14 protein-coding genes are annotated in these 20259 nt (G+C 66.0%); 11 read left to right on the top strand and 3 right to left on the bottom strand.

Translation table 11 applies throughout. The annotated features are described in order from the left end of the window. Positions 1-3 precede the first annotated feature (3 nt). The gene (locus AAA989_RS15945; protein WP_338245302.1) at positions 4-1296 is read left to right on the top strand and encodes a UDP-N-acetylglucosamine 1-carboxyvinyltransferase; all 1293 of its coding nucleotides are present in this window, start codon (positions 4-6) and stop codon (positions 1294-1296) included. An 86-nt stretch (positions 1297-1382) separates the two neighbouring features. Here AAA989_RS15945 and AAA989_RS15940 read toward each other — a convergent pair whose 3' ends face one another. Beyond that, entirely contained in the window at positions 1383-1862 is a 480-nt protein-coding gene (locus AAA989_RS15940) for a peroxiredoxin (RefSeq protein WP_338245301.1), read from the bottom strand. 221 nt (positions 1863-2083) lie between these two features. On the opposite strand from AAA989_RS15940, the gene ahcY reads away from it, so the two are divergent. From ahcY to trxA, 8 genes are all read left to right on the top strand, one after another. Further along, the gene (gene ahcY / locus AAA989_RS15935; RefSeq protein WP_338245300.1) at positions 2084-3496 is read left to right on the top strand and encodes an adenosylhomocysteinase; all 1413 of its coding nucleotides are present in this window, start codon (positions 2084-2086) and stop codon (positions 3494-3496) included. Between the two features lie 138 nt (positions 3497-3634). Next, positions 3635-5965: a sensor histidine kinase gene (locus AAA989_RS15930; protein ID WP_338245298.1), complete on the top strand. Its 2331-nt coding sequence runs from the start codon at positions 3635-3637 to the stop codon at positions 5963-5965. Further along, entirely contained in the window at positions 5962-6399 is a 438-nt protein-coding gene (tsaE, locus tag AAA989_RS15925) for a tRNA (adenosine(37)-N6)-threonylcarbamoyltransferase complex ATPase subunit type 1 TsaE (RefSeq protein WP_338245296.1), read from the top strand. The genes AAA989_RS15930 and tsaE overlap by 4 nt, the downstream gene beginning before the upstream one ends. Next, on the top strand, positions 6396-7388 hold the full coding sequence (locus AAA989_RS15920; RefSeq protein ID WP_338245294.1) for an aminoglycoside phosphotransferase family protein: 993 nt from the start codon (positions 6396-6398) through the stop codon (positions 7386-7388). Before tsaE ends, AAA989_RS15920 begins: the two co-directional genes overlap by 4 nt. Next, entirely contained in the window at positions 7385-8101 is a 717-nt protein-coding gene (locus AAA989_RS15915; RefSeq protein ID WP_338245292.1) for a nucleotidyltransferase family protein, read from the top strand. Before AAA989_RS15920 ends, AAA989_RS15915 begins: the two co-directional genes overlap by 4 nt. A 21-nt stretch (positions 8102-8122) precedes the next feature. Beyond that, positions 8123-11098 (top strand): PD-(D/E)XK nuclease family protein, encoded by a 2976-nt coding sequence (locus AAA989_RS15910; RefSeq protein WP_338245290.1) that lies wholly within the window; start codon positions 8123-8125, stop codon positions 11096-11098. Beyond that, on the top strand, positions 11095-14538 hold the full coding sequence (gene addA / locus AAA989_RS15905) for a double-strand break repair helicase AddA (RefSeq protein ID WP_338245288.1): 3444 nt from the start codon (positions 11095-11097) through the stop codon (positions 14536-14538). Before AAA989_RS15910 ends, addA begins: the two co-directional genes overlap by 4 nt. A gap of 92 nt (positions 14539-14630) precedes the next feature. Further along, positions 14631-14951, top strand: a complete 321-nt coding sequence (trxA, locus tag AAA989_RS15900; protein ID WP_338245286.1) for a thioredoxin — start codon at positions 14631-14633, stop codon at positions 14949-14951. Here trxA and AAA989_RS15895 read toward each other — a convergent pair. Then, the gene (locus tag AAA989_RS15895) at positions 14948-15769 is read right to left on the bottom strand and encodes an inositol monophosphatase family protein (protein WP_338245284.1); all 822 of its coding nucleotides are present in this window, start codon (positions 15767-15769) and stop codon (positions 14948-14950) included. The genes trxA and AAA989_RS15895 overlap by 4 nt on opposite strands. After that, positions 15766-16992, bottom strand: a complete 1227-nt coding sequence (gene argJ / locus AAA989_RS15890) for a bifunctional glutamate N-acetyltransferase/amino-acid acetyltransferase ArgJ (RefSeq protein ID WP_338245282.1) — start codon at positions 16990-16992, stop codon at positions 15766-15768. Before argJ ends, AAA989_RS15895 begins: the two co-directional genes overlap by 4 nt. A gap of 106 nt (positions 16993-17098) precedes the next feature. Between argJ and AAA989_RS15885 the strand changes: the two genes are divergently transcribed. After that, positions 17099-17359: a hypothetical protein gene (locus AAA989_RS15885; RefSeq protein ID WP_338245279.1), complete on the top strand. Its 261-nt coding sequence runs from the start codon at positions 17099-17101 to the stop codon at positions 17357-17359. Between the two features lie 89 nt (positions 17360-17448). Next, a complete protein-coding gene (secA, locus tag AAA989_RS15880; RefSeq protein WP_338245277.1) occupies positions 17449-20256 on the top strand; it encodes a preprotein translocase subunit SecA in 2808 nt (935 codons plus the stop codon). Positions 20257-20259: the final 3 nt, after the last annotated feature.

Below are 20259 nucleotides of genomic sequence, written 5' to 3'. Positions count from 1 at the left end.
AGAATGACTGCATTGCGTGTTAGGGGCGGACAGAAGCTGGTGGGCAAGATCGATCCCTCCGCCAACAAGAACGCGGTGCTTCCGGTGCTTTGCGCGACGCTGCTGAGCGACGCGCCGATCATGCTGCGCAATGTGCCCGAGATCACCGACGTGCAGCGCATCCATGCCTTCTTCGCGGACCTTGGCAGCACGGTGGAGTGGGACAAGGGCGCGAAGACGCTGAGCATCGATCACTCGACCATTCCCTCCAGCGCCAAGGCGGCCCTGCCGCAGGCCATGCGCGCTTCGATCATGATGATACCCGGCCTGCTGGCCCGGCTTGGGGAAGCGCGCCTGGAGCACGAGGTGAAGGGCTGCACGCTGGGCGCGCGCGAGATCGATCCGCACGTGCAGGTGTTCAAGGCCTTCGGTGCCGATGTGTCGTACGAGGGCAAGGACATCGTCTTCCGCAACCTCCACAAGGCGGACGGCGTGCGCATGTGGCTGGAATATGCATCCGTCACCACGACCGAGAACTTCATCATCAGCGCGCTGACCGCCAAGGGCAGCAGCCAGATCGTGAACGCCGCGTGCGAACCGCACGTGCAGGAACTGTGCACCTTCCTGGAAAAGATGGGCGGCAAGATCAAAGGCAAGGGCACGTCGATGGTGTCGGTGGAGGGCTGCGACGATTTCCAGCCCGTGGACTACACCTTCGTCGAGGATTTTCACGAGATCGCGACGTTCCTGGCGCTCGCGGCGGTTACCGGCGGCGACATCTCGGTGCGCAACACGCGGCCCGAGGATTTCATGCTGATCGACCGCACGTTCGAGAAGTTCGGCGCGCATGTCGAGCACAAGGATGGCTGGTCGCGTCTGAATGCGCCGGAGCAACTGGTGGTGCAGCAGAATTTCACCAGCCACCTGACCACGAAGGTGGAAGCCGCGCCCTGGCCCTACATTCCCGCCGACCTGCTGCCGATCTTCATCGCCCTGGGCGTGAAGGCCAAGGGGCAGACGATGTTCTGGAACAAGGTCTACGAGGGCGGGCTGACCTGGCATACGGAGCTGAGCCTGTTCGGCGCCCACACCCTGCTGTGCGATCCGCACCGCCTGATCACCTTCGGCGGCGACCCGCTGCGACCTGCCACGGTCACCAGCCCCTACATCATCCGCGTGGCCATCGCGCTGCTGATGCTCGCGGCAAGCATCGATGGGGAATCGACCATCCTCGATGCCGATCCCATCCGCCGCGCTCACCCCGATTTCGTGCCCAATATCGACAGCCTGGGCGTGGACGTGAGCTGGGACGACTGACCTGCACACAACGGCTGACCTGCACAAATAAGAAAGGGGGCGGCTTCCTCTCGAAAGCCGCCCCCTTTCTGTAAGAGCTTATCGGATCAGAGTTGGCCGACCATGTGATCCGCGCTCGAGACTCCGAATTCTCCGGGGCCTTCGACGTTGATCTCGGTCACCACGCCGTCGTCCACGATCATGGAATAGCGGTTGGAGCGAGTGCCCATGCCGTAGCCTTCCATGTCCGCAGTGAGGCCCAGGGCCTTGGCGAAGTCGGCATTGCCGTCGGCCAGCATGGTGATGTCGTCCGAACCGTCGGCTTTGTTCCATGCGCCCATGACGAAGGCATCGTTCACCGACGTGCAGGCGATCTCGTCGACACCCTTGGATTTCAGTTCGTCGGCCTTGTCCACGAAGCCCGGCAGGTGCTTGGCAGAGCAGGTGGGGGTGAATGCACCGGGCACGGCAAACAAGGCCACCTTGCGACCGGCGAAGAAGTCGCTCGACTGGACCTGTTCCGGTCCGTCGCTGGTCGCCTTCACCAGTTTCACGTCGGGAATTTTGTCGCCTTTGGAAATAGTCATTAAGAATCCTCCTGTCACCGTCCGCGCACCGAGATAGGGGCTGGCGTTTGCGACGCAAGCGGAATGCGCGGCGTGCGTGCCGCAGGTCGGCGTGACGCAGGGGAAACAGGGGCGGAGGTAGGGGTTGTCCCGGCGTGCGTCCCCTCCTATGTCGCCTGCCAGCACAGGCGTTGCATGGAGCCCCGGCGACGCATCACCCGAACACGACAGGAGACGTGCCCGTGGCCGACGCCGCTTTCGATGACTACATTATCAAGGATATCTCGCTGGCCAACTACGGGCGGGCGGAAATCAACATCGCCGAAACCGAAATGCCGGGCCTGATGGCCACGCGCGAGGAATATGGCGACGCCCAGCCGCTGAAGGGTGCGCGCATCGTCGGCTCCCTCCACATGACGATCCAGACCGCGGTCCTGATCGAGACGCTCGTGGCGCTGGGCGCCGAAGTACGCTGGGCCACCTGCAACATCTTCTCCACCCAGGATCATGCCGCTGCAGCGATCGCCGCGCAGGACATTCCCGTCTTCGCCGTGAAGGGCGAGACGCTTGCCGAATACTGGGACTACGTCGGCAAGATCTTCGACTGGGAAAGTGACGGCGACGGCCAGACCGCGAACCTCATCCTGGATGATGGCGGCGACGCGACGATGTTCGCCCTGTGGGGCGCCCGCATCGAGGCCGGCGAGGAAATGCCCGAGCCGCAGAACGCCGAAGAAATCGAGATGCAGCGTTCGCTGAAGGAATTCCTGAAGCGGAAGCCGGGCTATCTCACCAAGTCGGTGCAGAACATCCTGGGCGTTTCCGAAGAAACGACCACCGGCGTCCACCGCCTCTATTCGCTGGCCAAGAAGGGCAAGCTGCCGTTCCCGGCCATCAACGTGAACGACTCCGTCACGAAGTCCAAGTTCGACAACCTGTACGGCTGCCGCGAATCGCTGGTCGACGCCATTCGCCGCGCCACCGACGTGATGCTTTCGGGCAAGGTCGCGCTGGTCGCCGGCTACGGCGACGTGGGCAAGGGCAGCGCACAGTCGCTGCGCAACGGCGGCGCGCGCGTGCTCGTGACCGAGATCGATCCCATCTGCGCTCTGCAGGCGGCGATGGAAGGGTTCGAGGTCGTGACGATGGAAGAAGGCGTGAAGCGCGCCGACATCTTCGTGACCACCACCGGCAACGAGGACGTCATCACCGCCGATCACATGAAGGCGATGAAGCCGATGAGCATCGTGTGCAACATCGGCCACTTCGACTCCGAGATCCAGATCGGCGCGCTGTCGAACTATGAGTGGACCGAGCTGAAGCCGGGCACGGACCTGGTGAAGTTCCCCGACGGCAAGGAAATCATCGTGCTGGCCAAGGGCCGCCTGGTGAACCTGGCCTGCGCCACCGGCCACCCCAGCTTCGTGATGAGCTGTTCCTTCACCAACCAGGTGCTGGCGCAGATGGAACTGTACGAACGTCACGACCAGTACGAGAACGACGTCTACGTCCTGCCCAAGAAGCTGGACGAGAAAGTGGCCGCGCTCCACCTCGACAAGCTGGGCGTGAAGCTGACCAAGCTCTCGCAGGAGCAGGCGGACTACATCGGCGTGCCGGTGGAAGGCCCGTTCAAGCCGGAGCACTACCGCTACTGATCGCCGTCGGCGACATTGCGAAAAAACCCATTCACCCCGGCCTTTGCGCCGGGGTGATTTGTTTGCGGGCCAGAGGACTGTCGGGATAGAGCGGCAGGCCATTGCAACAAGGCCTGCGCTCTCATAGCTGCATAGATAGTGGAACTGACGCCATCCTCCGTTGCCCTGCTGGGCCTTATGCTTGCCGCGTGGACCTTTGGCGCCGTGTGGCTGGTCGTCGGCTCCATGCAGCGCGCGCGAGCGGCCCGGCATGCGCGCAGCACCGTGCGCCGCCTGTCGCGGATGATCGACGATGCGCCTGCCATTCCCCTGCTGGTCCGGCCTGACGGCAAGATCGAGGGGCCTGACAGGCTGGCGAAATGGCTCGGCCTGGAATCGCTGCCCGGTTTCATCAGCGAGCTTGATGGCGGCTTGACCGAACATGACCTGAAGGACCTGCGCGAAGCGGTGCGCCGCACGCAGAAGACCGCCGCTCCCTTCAGCATGGTGGTGACTCCGATCGGCTCCACGCGGAGCCTGGCGGTGCGCGGCCAGCTGGCCGACCAGGTGATCGCCACGGGCGGCGCGGCGCTGGTCTGGTGGTTCGACTTTTCCGAAAGCCAGGGCGAACTGCTGCGCCTGCGCGAGGAAACGGCCCGGGCGCGCAACGACTTCGCCGCGCTTGTCGGCCTGATCGAGGCGGCCCCCATGCCGATGTGGTTCCGCGGCCCGGAAATGGACCTGCGTCTCGTCAACAGCGCCTATGTCGCGGCCGTCGGGGCGAAGGATGCAGCCAGCGTGGTGGAAGACCAGGTGGAACTGGTGGAAGCCGTGGACGGCCTCACCGCGGCGCAGGTGGCAGGGCAGGCCCACACGCGCGACACGCCGGTGGAGCGGATCGTCCAGGCGACCGTGGGCAACCAGCGCCGCACCCTGCGCGTCAGCGACCTGCCGCTGGGGGAGGAGGGCGTCGCGGGATATGCCATCGACATCGAGGAGATGGAGGAGCAGACGCGCGCCTTCCGCGCCTTCCGCGCGGCGCAGCGGTCCATGCTCGACCAGCTCTCGATCGGTGTCGCGCAGTTCGATCCCGACCGCAGCCTCGCCTTCGCCAACCAGCCGTTCCAGCGCATTTTCGCTCTTCCCGGTTCGACCCGCGTCGATCCGCCGGACTTCGATCGCTTTCTCGACCTTGCCCGCGATGCGGGGCGCCTGCCCGAAACGCGCGACTTCCCGCAGTGGCGGGCCGAACTGGCCGCGTGGTTTACCCAGGATGCGCCTGTCGAGGATGCCTGGACGCTGCCCGACAGCACGCACCTGCGCATAGTGGCGCAACCGCTGCCCGACGGCGGCCTGGTGCTCGTCGCGGAAGACCGTTCGGAACAGCTGGCGCTCTCGGCGACGCGCGACACGCTCCTGCGCACCCGGACGGCCACCTTCGATTCGCTGTTCGAATCGCTGGCCGTGTTCGCTCCCGACGGGCGCATGCAGCTGTGGAACCGCCGTTTCCCGGCGATCTGGGGCCTGCCGGAGGAATTCTTCGACAAGCACCCGCACGTCGACAAGCTGCTGGAGAACATTGCCGATCGTCTCGCTCGCCCGTCGCAGCACAAGGCTATCGGCGATGTCGTGCGCGGAGCGACGCTCGACAGGAAACAGCGCGGGGGCAGGGTCGTGCTGTCCGATGGACGGACCCTGGAGTTCGCCGGTGTGCCGCTGCCCGACGGCAACGGTCTGCTGACCGTTCTCGACGTGACCGATTCGACCAAGGCGGAAGAGGCGCTGCGCGAGCGCAACCAGGCGCTGGAGGAAGCCGACGCCGTGAAGACCCGCTTCCTCGCCAACATGTCCTACGAATTCCGCACGCCGCTCACCTCGATCGGCGGATTTGCCGAGCTCCTGCAGACAGGCGTCGCGGGAGACCTGTCCCCGCAGGGCAGGGAATATGTCAGCGCGATCATCGCGTCCGTCGAACGGCTCTCGCAGCAGATCGAAAGCGTTCTCGACCTAACCCAGAGCGAGGCCGGGCTGCTCCCCATCGCGACCGAGGAAGTGGACCTGCTCGGTTTTGCCACGCAGGTGGTTCGGGCGCGGGAGGAAGCCATCGAGGCGAAGAACATCACGCTGGACCTGCGCGGCGACAAGAGCGCGGGCGTCGTCCAGGCCGACCGGCGACAGCTGGGGCGGGCGCTGGGCAACCTGCTGGACAACGCCATCGCGGCGACGCCGAACAATGGCCGCATCCTGGTGGCGCTGGGTCGGCGCAAGTCTGGCGCGCGGATCGTGATCTCCGACAATGGTGAGGGCATGAGGCCCAGCGAACTTGCGCGCGCGCTGGATGGCTATCGCCTCGAAGGCAGCGACGGCAAGGAGGGCAAGCGCGGCCTCGGCCTTCCGCTCGCCCGACAGCTTATCGAGGCCCATGGTGGCCGACTGGAAATCCAGTCCGAAAAGGGCGCGGGCACCACGGCTACGGTGAAGTTGCCTTGAAGGTCGACCTGCCCGACATCGCCGCCATGCAGCGCTTCGGCAGGCAGATTGCCGCGCGTCTTCGCCCCGGTGACGTCGTTGCGCTTTCGGGCGGGCTCGGCACCGGCAAGACCACGCTTTCACGCGCCATCCTTCTCGCGCTGGGCCACGAAGGCGAGGTGCCGTCTCCGACGTTCACGATTGTCGAGACATACGAACACCTGGATCCGCCCGTCGTGCATGCCGATTTCTATCGCCTGGAAGATCCGCAGGAGGCGGAGCAGCTTGGCCTCGACGACTATCGCGAGGGCGCGGCGCTGCTGGCCGAGTGGCCGGATCACGCGGGTGGGTTCGCGAAAGAGCCGGGTTGCCTGCAAATTACGCTGGAAATTGCGGGAGAAGGACGCGAAGCCGTTGTGGAACCGGGCGCGGATTGGCAAGAACGCTGGCCATGACCACCAATCTCCCCGCAGGCCTCGACGATTTCCTGCAATCCGCCGGTTGGCAGGGTGCCGATATCGAGCCCCTTCCCGGCGACGCGAGCTTTCGCCGCTACTTCCGCATCCGCCATGGCGAGGATCGCGCCATGCTGATGGACGCGCCGCCTCCGCACGAGGATCCCAAGCCCTTCCTCCACGTGGGCAAGTGGCTGAACGAACAGGGCCTTCGCGCGCCGCGCATCTTTGCCGAGGCGCCCGAGCAGGGACTGGTGCTGATCGAGGATTTCGGACACGATCGCATGCGCGACTGGCTGGACGAGAACCCGTCCGAGGAACGCCGCGCCTATCGCGACGCCATCGAGGCGCTGGTGGAACTGCACAAGCGTCCGCCCGGTCCCTTCGATGCCTACACGCTGGAAACGTATCTGCGCGAAGTCTCGCTGTTCCCCGACTGGTTCTGCCGGGCAGCGAACCTGGAAGTGGACGCGATGGGGTTCGCCGCCGCCTGGCGCGAGGCGCTTTCGCCGCTGCTCCTTCGCCAGCAACCCGGCGTCACCGTTCTGCGCGACTATCACGCAGAGAACATCATGTTGCTGCGCCCCGATGGGGATTATCGCGGCGAACAGGGCCTGATCGATTTCCAGGACGCGCTGGTTGGGCACCGGGCTTACGATCTCGTCTCGCTCCTGCAGGACGCCCGCCGCGACGTCTCTCCCGAACTGGAGGGGGAAATGCTCGAGCATTACCGGTCCAGCCTGCCCGTCGATGACGAATTCGAGGGCGACTATGCCCGCCTCGGCGCCCAGCGGAACGCCAAGATCGTCGGCATCTTCACCCGACTGTGGCAGCGCGACGGCAAGGAGCGTTACCTGCCAATGATACCGCGCGTGTGGGAAGCGATGGAGCGCGACCTGGCGCATCCGGCGCTGGAACCGGTGGCGCGCTGGTTCGCTGCCCATGTGCCGGACGAAATCCGCGCGGCGAAGGGAGGAAACCTCGGGTGAGCAAGCTGGCCAGCGATACGGCGATGGTTCTCGCCGCAGGCATGGGCAAGCGCATGCGCCCGCTCACCGCGAGCCAGCCGAAGCCGATGGTGCGGGTCGCGGGCAAGGCACTGCTCGATCACACGCTCGACAAGCTGCGTGACGCGGGCGTCGCCCGCGCAGTGGTGAACGTGCACTACCTTGCCGATTCGATCGAAGCGCACCTGAAGGAGCGGCAGGACCCGCGGATCGCCATTTCCGACGAGCGGGAGGAGTTGCTGGAGACAGGCGGCGGGATCGTGAAGGCGTCGGAGCTGCTGCCCGACCCGTTCTTCTGCCTGAATTCGGACAACATCTGGCTCGACGGGCCGAAGAACGCGTTCGCCGATCTTTCCAGTTTCTGGGACGCGGACCGGATGGACGCGCTGCTGCTGCTGGTGCAGCACAAGGGCGCACACAATTTCTCCGGGCTGGGCGACTTTCACATGGACTCGCTCGGCCGCTTGCGGCGCCGGGCGGCCCACCGCGTCGCGCCCTATATCTTTACCGGCATCCAGCTGATCTCGAAGCGGCTGATGCGCGATGCGCCCGAGGGCAAGTTCTCCACCAATATCCTGTGGAGCAGGGCGATCGACGAAGAACGGCTCTACGGCGTGCCCTTCACGGGCCAGTGGTTCGAGGTCGGAACGCCGCAGTCCATCGCGCCGACCGAAGAAGCCCTTTCGAACCTCTGAATGCGCGTCTAGCTTCGGACAATGGCGGGCCGGGAAGAGCTTCAGACACCACAGGTCTACTCGATAGCGGCCCATCGCGGTTTTGCCGACGCGCTGGTGGCGGGGCTGGTGCCGCGCTATTTCGAGGAGCCGTTTGGCCTCGCGCGCCTGACGCTCCTGCTGCCCAGCGCACGCGCCGCCCGCACCATGTCCGAAGCCTTCGTGCGGCACGCGGGCGAGACCGGACGCCGGGGCCTGCTGATGCCGCGCATGGTGCTGGTGGGCGATCTCGATCTCGATGAATCGCTGGGGCCACTGTTCGATTCCCTGGGTGCTGGGGCGGCCATTCCGCCTGCCGCCGATCCAACCCGTCGCTGGCTGCGTCTTGCTTCCCTGATCCGCGAGGTGCGCGGCGACAAGGCACCAAAAGGGGCGGCGCTGTTGACCTTGGCGCGCGAGCTTGGGCAGGTGATGGACCGCCTGCTGATAGAGGAAATCGCGCCGGACGATCTTCTCTCGGATCGCGTCCTCGACCTGGTGGGCGAGCTTTCGGACCATTGGCGCGACAACCTGCACCTGTTCGCCACCATCCAGCGCCTGTGGCTTGCCGAACTGGAAGAGCGCGGTGAACGCGATGCCGCCGCCCGCCGCAACATCTTGTTTCGCGAGGCCGCGCGCCGCATGCGGGCCAATCCGCCGCCGACGCCCTTCGTCGCTGCCGGTGTCACCAGTGCCGCGCCCGCGCTGGCGCGTCTTCTTCGCACGATTTCCGAATTGCCACAGGGCGCGGTGGTGCTGCCCGATCTCGACCTTTCGATGGACGATTCCGTGTGGGACGAGCTTGGCGGGGCGGGCGACACTTCGGGCGAAACCCCTTTCACCGCGGGCGATGCGCTGACGCACCCGCAGTATCACCTCAAGCTGCTGCTGAACCGCATGGGCATCGCGCGCGGCGAAGTGCAGCAATGGCACCGGGCAGGCCTCGCCAAGGGGCCGCCGGAGCGCACGCACGCGATCTCCAGCCTGTTCCTGCCACCCGAAGCCAGCAAGGTGTGGGTCGACCTGCCCGCCTCGAAACGCTGCATGGCGGGCGTCCGCCTGGTGGAGACGGCTAACCCGGAGGAGGAGGCGCAGACCGTCGCCCTGATGGTGCGCGAGGCGCTGGAGCAACCGGAGCGCCGCGTTGCCGTGGTGACCCCGGATCGCGGACTGGCGGGTCGCGTCGTGCAGCACCTTCGACGCTGGCACATCGCCGCGGACGATTCGGCAGGCAGGCCGCTGGGAGAAACGGCGGCGGGCCGGGTGCTGCTGTTGCTGGCGGAAATAGCTGCCGAGCCTGCCGCCCCCGTGCCGCTGATCGCCTTGCTCCAGCACCCGTTGGTCGCCGCAGGCGAGAGCAGGGCGGCATGGCTGCGCGCGGCACGAATGTTCGACCTGCAACTGCGCGGACCGCGCAAGCAGCCGGGCCTTGCACCCCTGCGACCGCTTGCCGCGAAGGCCGGCGTCGAAAAATGGTGGCAGGGCGTGGGGGATCGGCTCTCGCCGCTGCTGGATACCGGGGAGACTGCGGACCTGGCGGCGTGGCTGGATCGCCTTGCCGCCGCGGGCGAGGCGTTCTGCGGCGATGCCCTTTGGGCGCGCGAGGATGGCCGGGCGCTTTCCGCCTTCGTGGAGGACCTGCGCCTTCACGCGCGGCAGGTCCCGACGCCGCTGGATGCCGATGACCTTCCGCGCGTGCTGCGCGATGCGATGGACCGCGTCGCCGTTCGTCCGCCCTATGGCGGGCACCCGCGCGTCGCGATCTATGGCCTGCTGGAAGCGCGCATGACGCGGGCGGACCTGGTGATCTGTTCCGGACTGAACGAGGGCACCTGGCCGCCGCGCCCCGCTACCGATCCGCTCCTTGCGCCGGGCGTCCTTCGCGCGCTGGGCGTACCCGGGGCGGATTTCCGCATCGGCCTTGCCGCGCACGATCTGGCGGGTGCGCTCGGCGCGCCTGATGTCGTGCTTACCCGCTCCCGCCGCGATCTGGCGGGTCCCGTAATCGCGTCCCGGTTTCTGCTGCGCGTTCGCGCGCTGTTGGGAGAGGACCTGGTGCAGCGGCACGAGGATAGCGACATCGTTGCGCTCGCGCGTGCCATCGACGATCCGCCGCCGGTTCACCATGCCCCGCGTCCGCAGCCGTGTCCGCCCGCCGATTTGCGGCGCAAACCCATCAGCGTCACCGCGCTCGACCGGCTCCGCAGCGATCCCTACCAGTACTACGCTTCCAAGCTTCTGCGCCTGAACGACCTCGACGGAATCGATGCGGAGCCGACCCCGGCCTGGCAGGGCGAACTGGCGCACGCGATCCTGGAAGACTGGCACAAGGGCGAGGGCGAGCTGGCCGAGCTTGCTGAGCGGCACATGCGCGCCATGTCGGCGCACCCGCTGATGCGGGTCCTCTGGCGGCCCCGGCTGCTGGCGGCGCTGCAATGGGTGGCGCAGGAAATCGAGGCCGATCCAGAGCGCAAGCCGGTGCTGTTCGAGAAGTGGGGCCAGATAGAGCATCGCGGCGTCACCATCGGCGGCAAGGCCGACCGTATCGACAGGCTCGCCGACGGGACGCTCGCCATCGTCGATTACAAGACCGGACAGCCGCCATCGGGCGCGCAGGTGGAGGAGGGCTACGCCCTGCAACTCGGCACCATCGGCCTGATCGCGCAGGCTGGCGGGTTCGCGGATATTTCGGGCGATCCGGTGAAGTTCGAATACTGGTCGCTGGCGAAGGCCAAGGCGAAGGACCATCCCACCGGCTTCGGCTATGTCTCCACTCCCGTTCTGGAGGGCAGGAAGCGCACCGGTATTCCGCCCGAAGAGTTTCTGCCGGCGGCGCGCGACTATCTCGACGATGCGCTGGACCGCTGGATCCTGGGCGACGAACCCTTCACGGCCCGGCTCAATCCCGATGCTCCCGGTTACGATACCTACGATCAGCTGATGCGGCTTGCCGAATGGCAGGGGCGGGACGGATCGTGAGCGGCAAGGTCTACCCCCTGAAGGACAACCAGGCCCTGGCGGTGGAGCCGCGCGACAGCGTGTGGCTTTCCGCCTCTGCGGGCACAGGCAAGACGCAGGTGCTGTCCGCCCGTGTGCTGCGGCTGTTGCTGACGCCGGGCGTGCGTCCGGAGAACATTCTCTGCCTCACCTTCACCAAGGCCGGTGCCGCCGAGATGGCGACGCGCGTGAACGAGGTGCTGGCCAACTGGGTGCGGATGGAGGACACGCGGCTCGCGCGGGACCTGATCGCCATCGGCGCTGATGGCGATGCGGAAACGCTTGCGCGTGCCCGCACGCTGTTCGCCGCCGTGCTGGATTGCCCGGGCGGGGGCCTGCGGATCGACACGATCCACGCCTTTTCCCAATGGTTGCTGGCTGCATTTCCGGAAGAGGCCGGCCTGATCCCCGGCACTCGCCCGATGGAAGACCGTGACCGCGACCTGCTGGCCGAACGCGTGCTGCGCGACCTGCTGGTGGAGTGGGAGGACACCGATGCCGATGCAAAGGCGGCGCTGGAGAACCTGTCGCTGCGCCTCGGGCCGGATGGCGCGCGCGGATGGCTGATGCGATGCGCCGCGGCGCGCGAAGTCTGGTTCGGTCCCGGTGCCTGGCAGCCGCCGCTGGAACCGCGGGTGAAGCGCCTGCTTGGCCTGGACGCCGATGCATCGCGCGAGGCGCTGGCCCGACAATGCAGCGATGCCGCCTTTGACGTGCAGGCGCTTGCCCAGTGGCGATCCGTGCACGGAGACTGGGGCACGAAGACGGCGCTGGGCTGTATCGAGGCCATCGACAGGTGGCTGGCGGGTGATGAAGCCGCGCGGCTCGCAGGCTGCGAGGACCTGACGAAGGCGCTGTTCACGCAGAAAGGCGAAGTGCGTGCGCTATCGAGCCTTGAGAAGAAAAACCCTGCCATCGGCGACTACGCCGAACGCGTGGCTGAACATCTGACCGCGATCCGCGAGCAGGCCGTCCTCCTCGACCTCGTCGACTACGTCACCCCGGCGCTGACGGTCGGCCGCAAGTTTGCCATCGCCTGGGACGAGGCCAAGGCCTCGGAAGGGCTGGTCGACTTCGATGATCTCATCGTCCGGGCCGCCGGGTTGCTGGGCAGTTCCGACATGTCGGCCTGGATCCGTTACAAGCTGGATCGGCGGTTCGATCATATCCTGGTGGACGAGGCGCAGGATACGAACCGGGCGCAATGGGCCATCATCGATGCCCTGACCGACGATTTCTTCGCCGGCCTGGGCCAGGCGGAGGACCGGCTGCGCACGATCTTCGTGGTCGGCGATTACAAGCAGGCGATCTTCCGCTTCCAGGGCACCAGCCCGGAGAATTTCGCCGCGGCGCGCGCGGCCTACGAAACGCGTCTTCGCGAATGGTTCGAAAGCTCGGCGCAGTCCCGGCAGGCCAGCATCGCGCGCGAGCTGCAGAAGCTGGGGCTCGGCCGATCCTACCGGACGGCGCAGAGCGTGCTGACGTTCGTGGACGAGGCGATAGATGCCGTCGGCCATGAACAGTTCGGCCTGAAGGAACGCCCCGATCCGCACATGGGCGACAGCCGTCCCGGCCTGGTGACCTTGTGGCAGCCCGTGCCCGGTCATCCGGAAGAGGTGGAAGGCGAGGGCGAGGACGGTCCCGAGATCGGCGTTTCCGAGCCCGAGCGCCGGATGGCGGAAAACATCGCCTTGCAGATCAGGCGAATGTGGGACGGTGGCTTTCCGCTGGTGAAAGACAAGGACAACCCGCGCAACGCCACGCCCGGCGATTTCATGGTGCTGGTGCGCAAGCGGAAGGAACTGGCGGGCCTGATCGTCGCAAAGCTGCACGCGGCAGGCGTGCCGGTCGCGGGTGTCGATCGCCTGCGCCTGGGCGCGCCGCTTGCCGTGAAGGACCTGATGGCCGCCCTGCGTTTCGCCGCCCAGCCGCGGGATGACCTGAGCCTCGCCAGCCTGCTGGTCTCCCCGATATTCGGATGGAGCCAGGAAGACCTGCTGGATCACGCCGTGCGCGACAGGGATACCGCGCTGTGGGATCGCCTGCGCGACCACGAGACGCCGAAGGCACGCGAAGCGGTGGCAATGCTCAACGACCTGCTGGCCCTTGCCGATTTCGAGACGCCGCAGGCTCTGCTGCACTGGATATTGCTCGGCCCCTGGAAGGCGCGGGGGAAGCTGGTGGCGAGGCTGGGCAGGGAAGCGAACGACCCCATCGACGAATTGCTCAATGCAGCGCAGCAGTTCTCTTCCGCCAACACGCCCAGCCTGCAGGGCTTCATCTGCTGGTTCGATGCAGGGGACGGCGAATTGAAACGCGAGGCGGAGGGGCAGGCCGACATGGTGCGGGTGATGACCGTGCATGGCTCCAAGGGCCTGCAGGCACCCATCGTGATCCTGGCCGATGCCTGCGGCGATCCCGATGCCTCGCGCGTCGCCGGCCTCGAATTGGTGGAAGAGCTGCCCGGCGGGACTGACAGGACCGTTCCGTTGCCCGGATTGAGCAGCGAGGAGCGGGTTGGCCGCGTCGAACGGGCCGCCGAAGCCGCCAAGGCCGCCGAACGCGAGGAACACTGGCGTCTGCTCTACGTGGCGATGACGCGGGCCGAGGAGGCGCTGTTCATCGGCGGCGCGCTCGGCAAGCGCGAGAAGGAGCCGGCCGAAGACAGCTGGTTCGCGCGGCTTGCCCCGCTGTTCGATGCCGAGCCTCTGGACGATCCGATATGGGGCTGGCGCCTGGAACTTGGCGAGCATGCGGACGCGGTGCCGCACCGTTCGCAGCAGGATCTGCCGATCCCTCCCGTCCTGCCATCCTGGGTCACCACGCCCGTGGGGCCGGAGCCGCGCCCGCCGCGCCCGCTTGCGCCGTCCGCCGGAGCGGAGGAGCAGGGGGCCGATCCCCCGCTGCCCGCCGACCAGGCCGCCATCGCGGCCCGGCGCGGCGTGCTGATCCACGCCTTGCTGGAGCGGCTGCCCGATACACCGCGCGAGATGCGGGAATGCGGGGCGAGAGCCTGGCTGGAGCGCCATGCGTCCGATCTTTCCGGTGCGGAGCGCACCGAAATGCTGGAGCGTGCGCTGGCAGTGCTGGACGAGCCCGACTGGCGCGACCTGTTCGGCCCCGATGCCCTGGCGGAAGTTCCCCTGGCGGCACAGGTGGGCGAGCAGGTGATCGCCGGCACGGCGGACAGGTTGCTGGTAACGCGGGACAAGGTGCTGGTTGCCGATTTCAAGACCGCGCGAAGGCCGCCCGCCTCGCTTGCAGACATTCCCGAAAGCACGCTGAAGCAGATGGCGGCCTATGCCGCGGCGCTGGCAACGATCTATCCCGATCGCTCGGTCGAGGCGGCCGTGCTCTACACGCAGACGCCCCGCCTTATCGCCATTCCCGCCGATATCCTGGCCGCGCACAAGCCGGGCTAGGGCATGGTCCAAGGAAAGCTTTTGCGCCCCGACCATTGAGTAAAGGTATGCAGGCCCTAGTTAAGGTGCCAAGAAATATCAGGAGAACGATAATGGCGACCAAGACCGTAACCGATTCAAGTTTCCAGTCCGACGTGCTGGATGCCGACAAGCCGGTACTGGTGGATTTCTGGGCGGATTGGTGCGGTCCGTGCAAGATGATCGCGCCCGCGCTGGAAGAGCTGTCCGACGAGCTTTCCGAGAAGGTGACCATCGCCAAGATGGACATCATGGAAAATCCCGAGGTTCCGGGGAAGATGGGCGTGCAGTCGATCCCGTTCCTGGTTCTTTTCAAGGACGGCAAGCCGGTTGCGCAGCAGATGGGCGCGGCACCCAAGAATGCCCTGAAGAACTGGCTCGAGGGCGAGCTCTAGGTCTCGAGCGCGTTCAACCGCTCGACCATCGTCTCCCACAGGGCAGGGGAAGCGGCTGCAACCAGCCCCTTCCTCGCCCACTCGTCCACCCTGTAGGGGGAGCCATCCGACGGGCGCGCCGCCTTGCCGCCGGCTTCCTCCAGCCACAGGCAGCCCGCGGCGTGATCCCACGCCAGCGTGCGTTCGAAGATCGAAACGTCGTTCTCGCCCAGCGCCAGGCGCGGGTACTGTTCGGCAGCGCAGTACGGAATGTCCGTCAGGCGATAGTGCGGACAGATGTGCTCGATCATCGCCTCGCGCCGCGACTGGTCCATGAAAATGAGTGAAATCGCCGCGACCGGGGGGTCTTCTCCGGTCGAGCGGGCCGTGAACCGTTCTCCGCCGACGAATGCGCCCTTGCCGCGATGGGCGGCGCAGAACCGGCCGGAAAGGCAATCGTAGATCCACCCGCTTTGCGCCATACCCTCGTCGGCCTGCGCGATCAGGATGCCGAAGGGAGGCTGGCCGCTGGCGAAATTGCGCGTGCCGTCGATGGGGTCGACGATCCAGCAGGCGCCCTTCAGCCGCTCCAGCACGGCGGGATCCGCATGGGCGCCTTCCTCTCCCACGAAGGGCAGGCCCGGAGCCAGTTTCTCCAGGCCCTCGCGAACGGCATCCTCGCTTTCGCGGTCGGCTACCGTGACAGGGTCGTAGTCGTCGCCTTCCGGGTCCGACTTGTCCTCCACGTGGTGGTCGGCAAGGTTGCGATAGCGGGGCAGGATCACCCGCTCGGTTACGTCGCGGCACAGGGCCAGGATCTCGCGATCGATAATGGTCATGACCTGTAATCCGCGTTGATCGAAATGTATCCGTGCGTCAGGTCGCAGGTCCATACGGTGGCCTGTCCCTGACCGAGGCCGATATCGACGGCGATGTCGATCTCCCGTCCTTCAAGGTGCTTCGCAACCGGCCCCTCGTCATAGTCGGGCAGTGGCAGTCCGTCGCGCGCGGCCCAGACGCCGCCGAAGGCAATGCCCAGCTTGTCCCTGTCGGCAGGCTCTCCCGCCTTGCCCACGGCCATGACCACGCGGCCCCAGTTGGCGTCGCCGCCTGCGATTGCGGTCTTCACGAGCGGGGAATTGGCCACGGCAAGGCCGATCCGGCGGGCGCTGTCGTCCGAAACGGCTCCGGTCACGTTCACCGAGATGAATTTCTGCGCGCCTTCGCCGTCGCGCACCACCAGGTGGGCCAGCTGCCGGCATAGATCGGCAAGCGCGGCCATGAAGGCATCCGCTCCCGGATCGTCGAACGAGCGGAGCGGCGCATTCCCCGCCTTGCCGGTGGCAAAGGCCAGCACCGTGTCGCTGGTGGAGGTGTCGCTGTCGACGGTGATGCAGTTGAACGTGCCGGCATTGGCGCGGGACAGGCATTGCTGGAGAAATGCCGGCTCGACCGCCGCATCGGTGAAGATGTAGCCCAGCATCGTCGCCATGTCGGGCGCGATCATGCCGCTGCCCTTGATGATGCCATTCAGGGCGACGCGCTTGCCGTCCACCATCGCCGCAGTCGTCGCACCCTTGGCGAAGGTATCGGTCGTGCCGATGGTCAGCGCGGCGTCCTTCCACGAGCACGCATCGGCTTCCAGCACTGCCGCGATACCCTCGCGCGCCTTGTCCTTCGGCAGCGGCACGCCGATCACGCCGGTGGAGGATACGAGCACGTCCTCGCTCTCGCATCCCAGCTTCTCGGCCACCTGTGCCATGATCTGTTCCACGGCCTCGCGCCCGCGATAGCCGGTAAAGGCATTGGAGTTGCCCGCGTTGACCACCAGCGCGCGTGCGCGGCCTCGCTTCGCCTGCTCGCGTCCCAGTTCCACCTCGGTGGAGCAGCAGACGTTGGTGGTGAAGACGCCGGCCAGGGCGGTGCCCTCGGCGAATTCGGCGTAGGTCAGGTCCGCGCGATCCCATTTCTTGTAACCCGCCCGGGCCACGCGCAGCGTTACGCCGTCAATCGCCGGCATGTCGGGAAAGGGCAGGGCGAGGGGGGAGATATCGAGATCCATGGCGCACGCCATAAATGTCGTTTCAGCCTTCGCCAACACGCCAATTCACTACTGCAAGGACTTCGTCAGTGGACTTTAAGGAAAGAGGCGCTATCTGAAACCCGAGATGCTTCGCCAATTGCTCACCTTGCTTGCGCTTGTCACCGGCCTCGGGCTGGCGGCTACGCCTGCCGTGGCTGCACAGGCAAGCATCGTCAGCGTGGCGGCAGCCGGCGATGCCGAAGACTGCCAGACGACGCCGGCACAGCCGCTCGAACTCTTTCGCGGTTTTTCGAGGGCGCAGCGTGCGAAATCGCCGTGCGCGCCCAAGCAGGTCATCGTCTGGACGCCCACCGTCCAGTTGCAGGCAGACCGCGCCCGCGAATAGCGGCGCACATTTCTTCCATCGCTGATCTTGCTCCGGCCGCGCACATGCACGCGGCCTCTTTCCATATTTTCTGACAGGACTCGCCCGCTATGTGGCAGACAATCGCCAAATCCATTTTCGGTTCGGCAAACGACCGATACGTCACTTCGCTCGACAAGATCGTCGCCCGGATCAATGCGCTCGAGGAACAGCTCGAGGACTTTTCGGACGATGAACTGAAGGCGCAGACCTACAAGTTCCGCAAGCAGCTCGAGGAGGATGGCAACACCCTCGACGACATCCTGCCCGAGGCCTTTGCCACCGTGCGCGAGGCATCGAAGCGCGTGCTGGGCATGCGGCACTTCGACGTCCAGATGGTGGGCGGCATCGTGCTCCACCGCGGCGAGATCGCCGAGATGAAGACCGGCGAGGGCAAGACGCTGGTGGCAACGCTCGCCACCTATCTCAACGCCATCCAAGGCAAGGGCGTGCACGTCGTCACCGTGAACGACTACCTCGCCCGCCGCGACGCCGAGTGGATGGGGCAGCTGCACCAGTTCCTCGGTCTTTCCGTGGGCGTGATCGTGCCCAACCTGCCGGAAGCCGCCCGGCGCGAGGCCTATGCCGCCGACATCACCTACGGCACCAACAACGAGTTCGGCTTCGACTACCTGCGCGACAACATGAAGCAGGAGCGCCGCCAGATGGTGCAGCGCCCCTTCAACTTCGCCATCGTCGACGAAGTGGACTCGATCCTGATCGACGAGGCGCGAACCCCGCTGATCATCTCCGGCCCGACGGAGGACAAGTCGGACCTCTACCTCGCGCTGGACGAGATGGTGAAGGAGCTGGTGAAGGACCAGGAGGCGCTGGAGAAGGAAAAGGACGGCGCACTGGGCGATGAAGAGGGCTACTTCACGAAGGACGAGAAGACCCGGAACATCCAGCTGACGGAAGAAGGCGTCGAGGAAATGGAGCAGCGCCTGATCAAGCGCGGCCTGCTGGAAACCGATAACCTCTACGACGTCGAGAACACGCTGGTGGTCCATCACCTGGACCAGGCGCTGCGCGCTGTGGTGATGTTCAAGAAGGATACCGACTACATCGTCAAGGACGAGAAGGTCGTGATCATCGACGAGTTCACCGGGCGCATGATGGAAGGGCGCCGCTGGTCCAACGGCCTGCACCAGGCGGCCGAGGCCAAGGAGGGCGTGGAAATCCAGCCCGAGAACCAGACGATGGCCTCCATCACCTTCCAGAACTATTTCCGCATGTATCCCAAGCTTTCCGGCATGACCGGTACGGCAGCCACCGAGGCGAGCGAGTTCTGGGACATCTACAAGCTGAACGTGGTGGAAATTCCCACCAACGTGCCGGTGGCGCGCATCGACGAGGACGACGAGTTCTACAAGAACACGCTGGACAAGTTCCAGGCCATCGCCCGGGCGATCAAGGAAAAGAACGAGATCGGCCAGCCGGTGCTGGTGGGCACGGTGTCCATCGAGAAGTCCGAACTGCTGAGCAAGTTTCTCGACAAGGAAGGCGTGAAGCACAACGTGCTCAACGCCCGCATGCATGAAAGCGAGGCGCACATCGTGGCGCAGGCCGGTCGCCTGGGCGCGGTGACGATCGCCACCAACATGGCGGGTCGCGGCACCGACATCCAGCTGGGCGGCAACGTCGACTTCCGCATCGAGGATGAACTCCGCGCAATGGAAGACGGCCCCGAGAAGGACGCCGCCATCGACCGGATCAAGGCCGAAGTGGCCGAGGAACGGCAGAAGGTGAAGGAAGCCGGCGGCCTGTTCGTGCTCGGCACCGAGCGGCACGAAAGCCGCCGCATCGACAACCAGCTTCGCGGGCGTTCGGGCCGCCAGGGCGACCCGGGCCTGTCGCGCTTCTACCTGTGCCTGGAAGACGATCTGCTGCGCATCTTCGGGCCGGACACGCTATTCGCCAAGATGATGAATTCCAATCTCGAGGACGGAGAGGCGATCGGCTCCAAGTGGCTTTCCAAGGCCATCGAGACGGCGCAGAAGAAGGTCGAGGCGCGCAACTACGAAATGCGCAAGCAGGTCGTGCAGTACGACGACGTCATGAACGACCAGCGCAAGGTCATCTACGAGCAGCGCGCCGAAATCATGGATTCCGAGCGTGTCGACGACGTGGTGGAGGACATGCGCCGTGACGCCATCAATTCCATCGTGGTGCAGGCCTGTCCGCCCGGATCCTATCCGGAGCAGTGGGACGTCGCCGGCCTGAAGGAGAAGGTCGATGAAGTGCTGGGCCTCAACCCGCCGATCGACGACTGGCTGGAAGAAGATGCCGTCGAACCCGAACTGATCGAGGAACGGCTGCAGGACCTTGCCGAAGAGCGCCTGAAGGAGCGTACGGCGGAGATCCCCGAGGAATCATGGCGCCGCGTGGAAAAGAGCATCCTGCTGGAACGGCTCGACTACCACTGGAAGGAACACCTCGCCACGCTGGACGCGCTGCGCCAGGTGGTCTTCCTGCGCGCCTATGCGCAGAAGCAGCCGATCAACGAGTACAAGCAGGAAGCATTCGGCCTGTTCCAGACGATGCTGGATACCCTGCGCGAGGATGTCAGCAAGGTACTGCTCACCGCGCAGCTGCGCCCGGCCGCACCGCCGCCTCCGCGCGCGCTGCCCGACCTGCCCGATTTCCTGACCGGTCACATCGATCCGTTCACGGGCGAGGACGACAGCAACGACGGCGACGGTTCGCGCCTGCAGCAGCCGCTGTTCGGCACGCTGGCGGGATCTCCCATGGCCAGCACCGGCACGGCCGGTTCGGCGCAGCGGGAAAATCCCTACGCCGGGCAGGACATCAGCCGCAACGCGCCGTGCCCCTGCGGTTCGGGCAACAAGTACAAGCATTGTCACGGGGCCATCGCCTAACCG

Origin of the sequence: Aurantiacibacter hainanensis, from assembly GCF_036321025.1 — a bacterium.
GTDB lineage: Bacteria > Pseudomonadota > Alphaproteobacteria > Sphingomonadales > Sphingomonadaceae > Alteraurantiacibacter > Alteraurantiacibacter hainanensis.
Note: the sequence above shows the minus strand (reverse complement) of the source record. Positions and strands in the feature narration are given on the sequence as shown.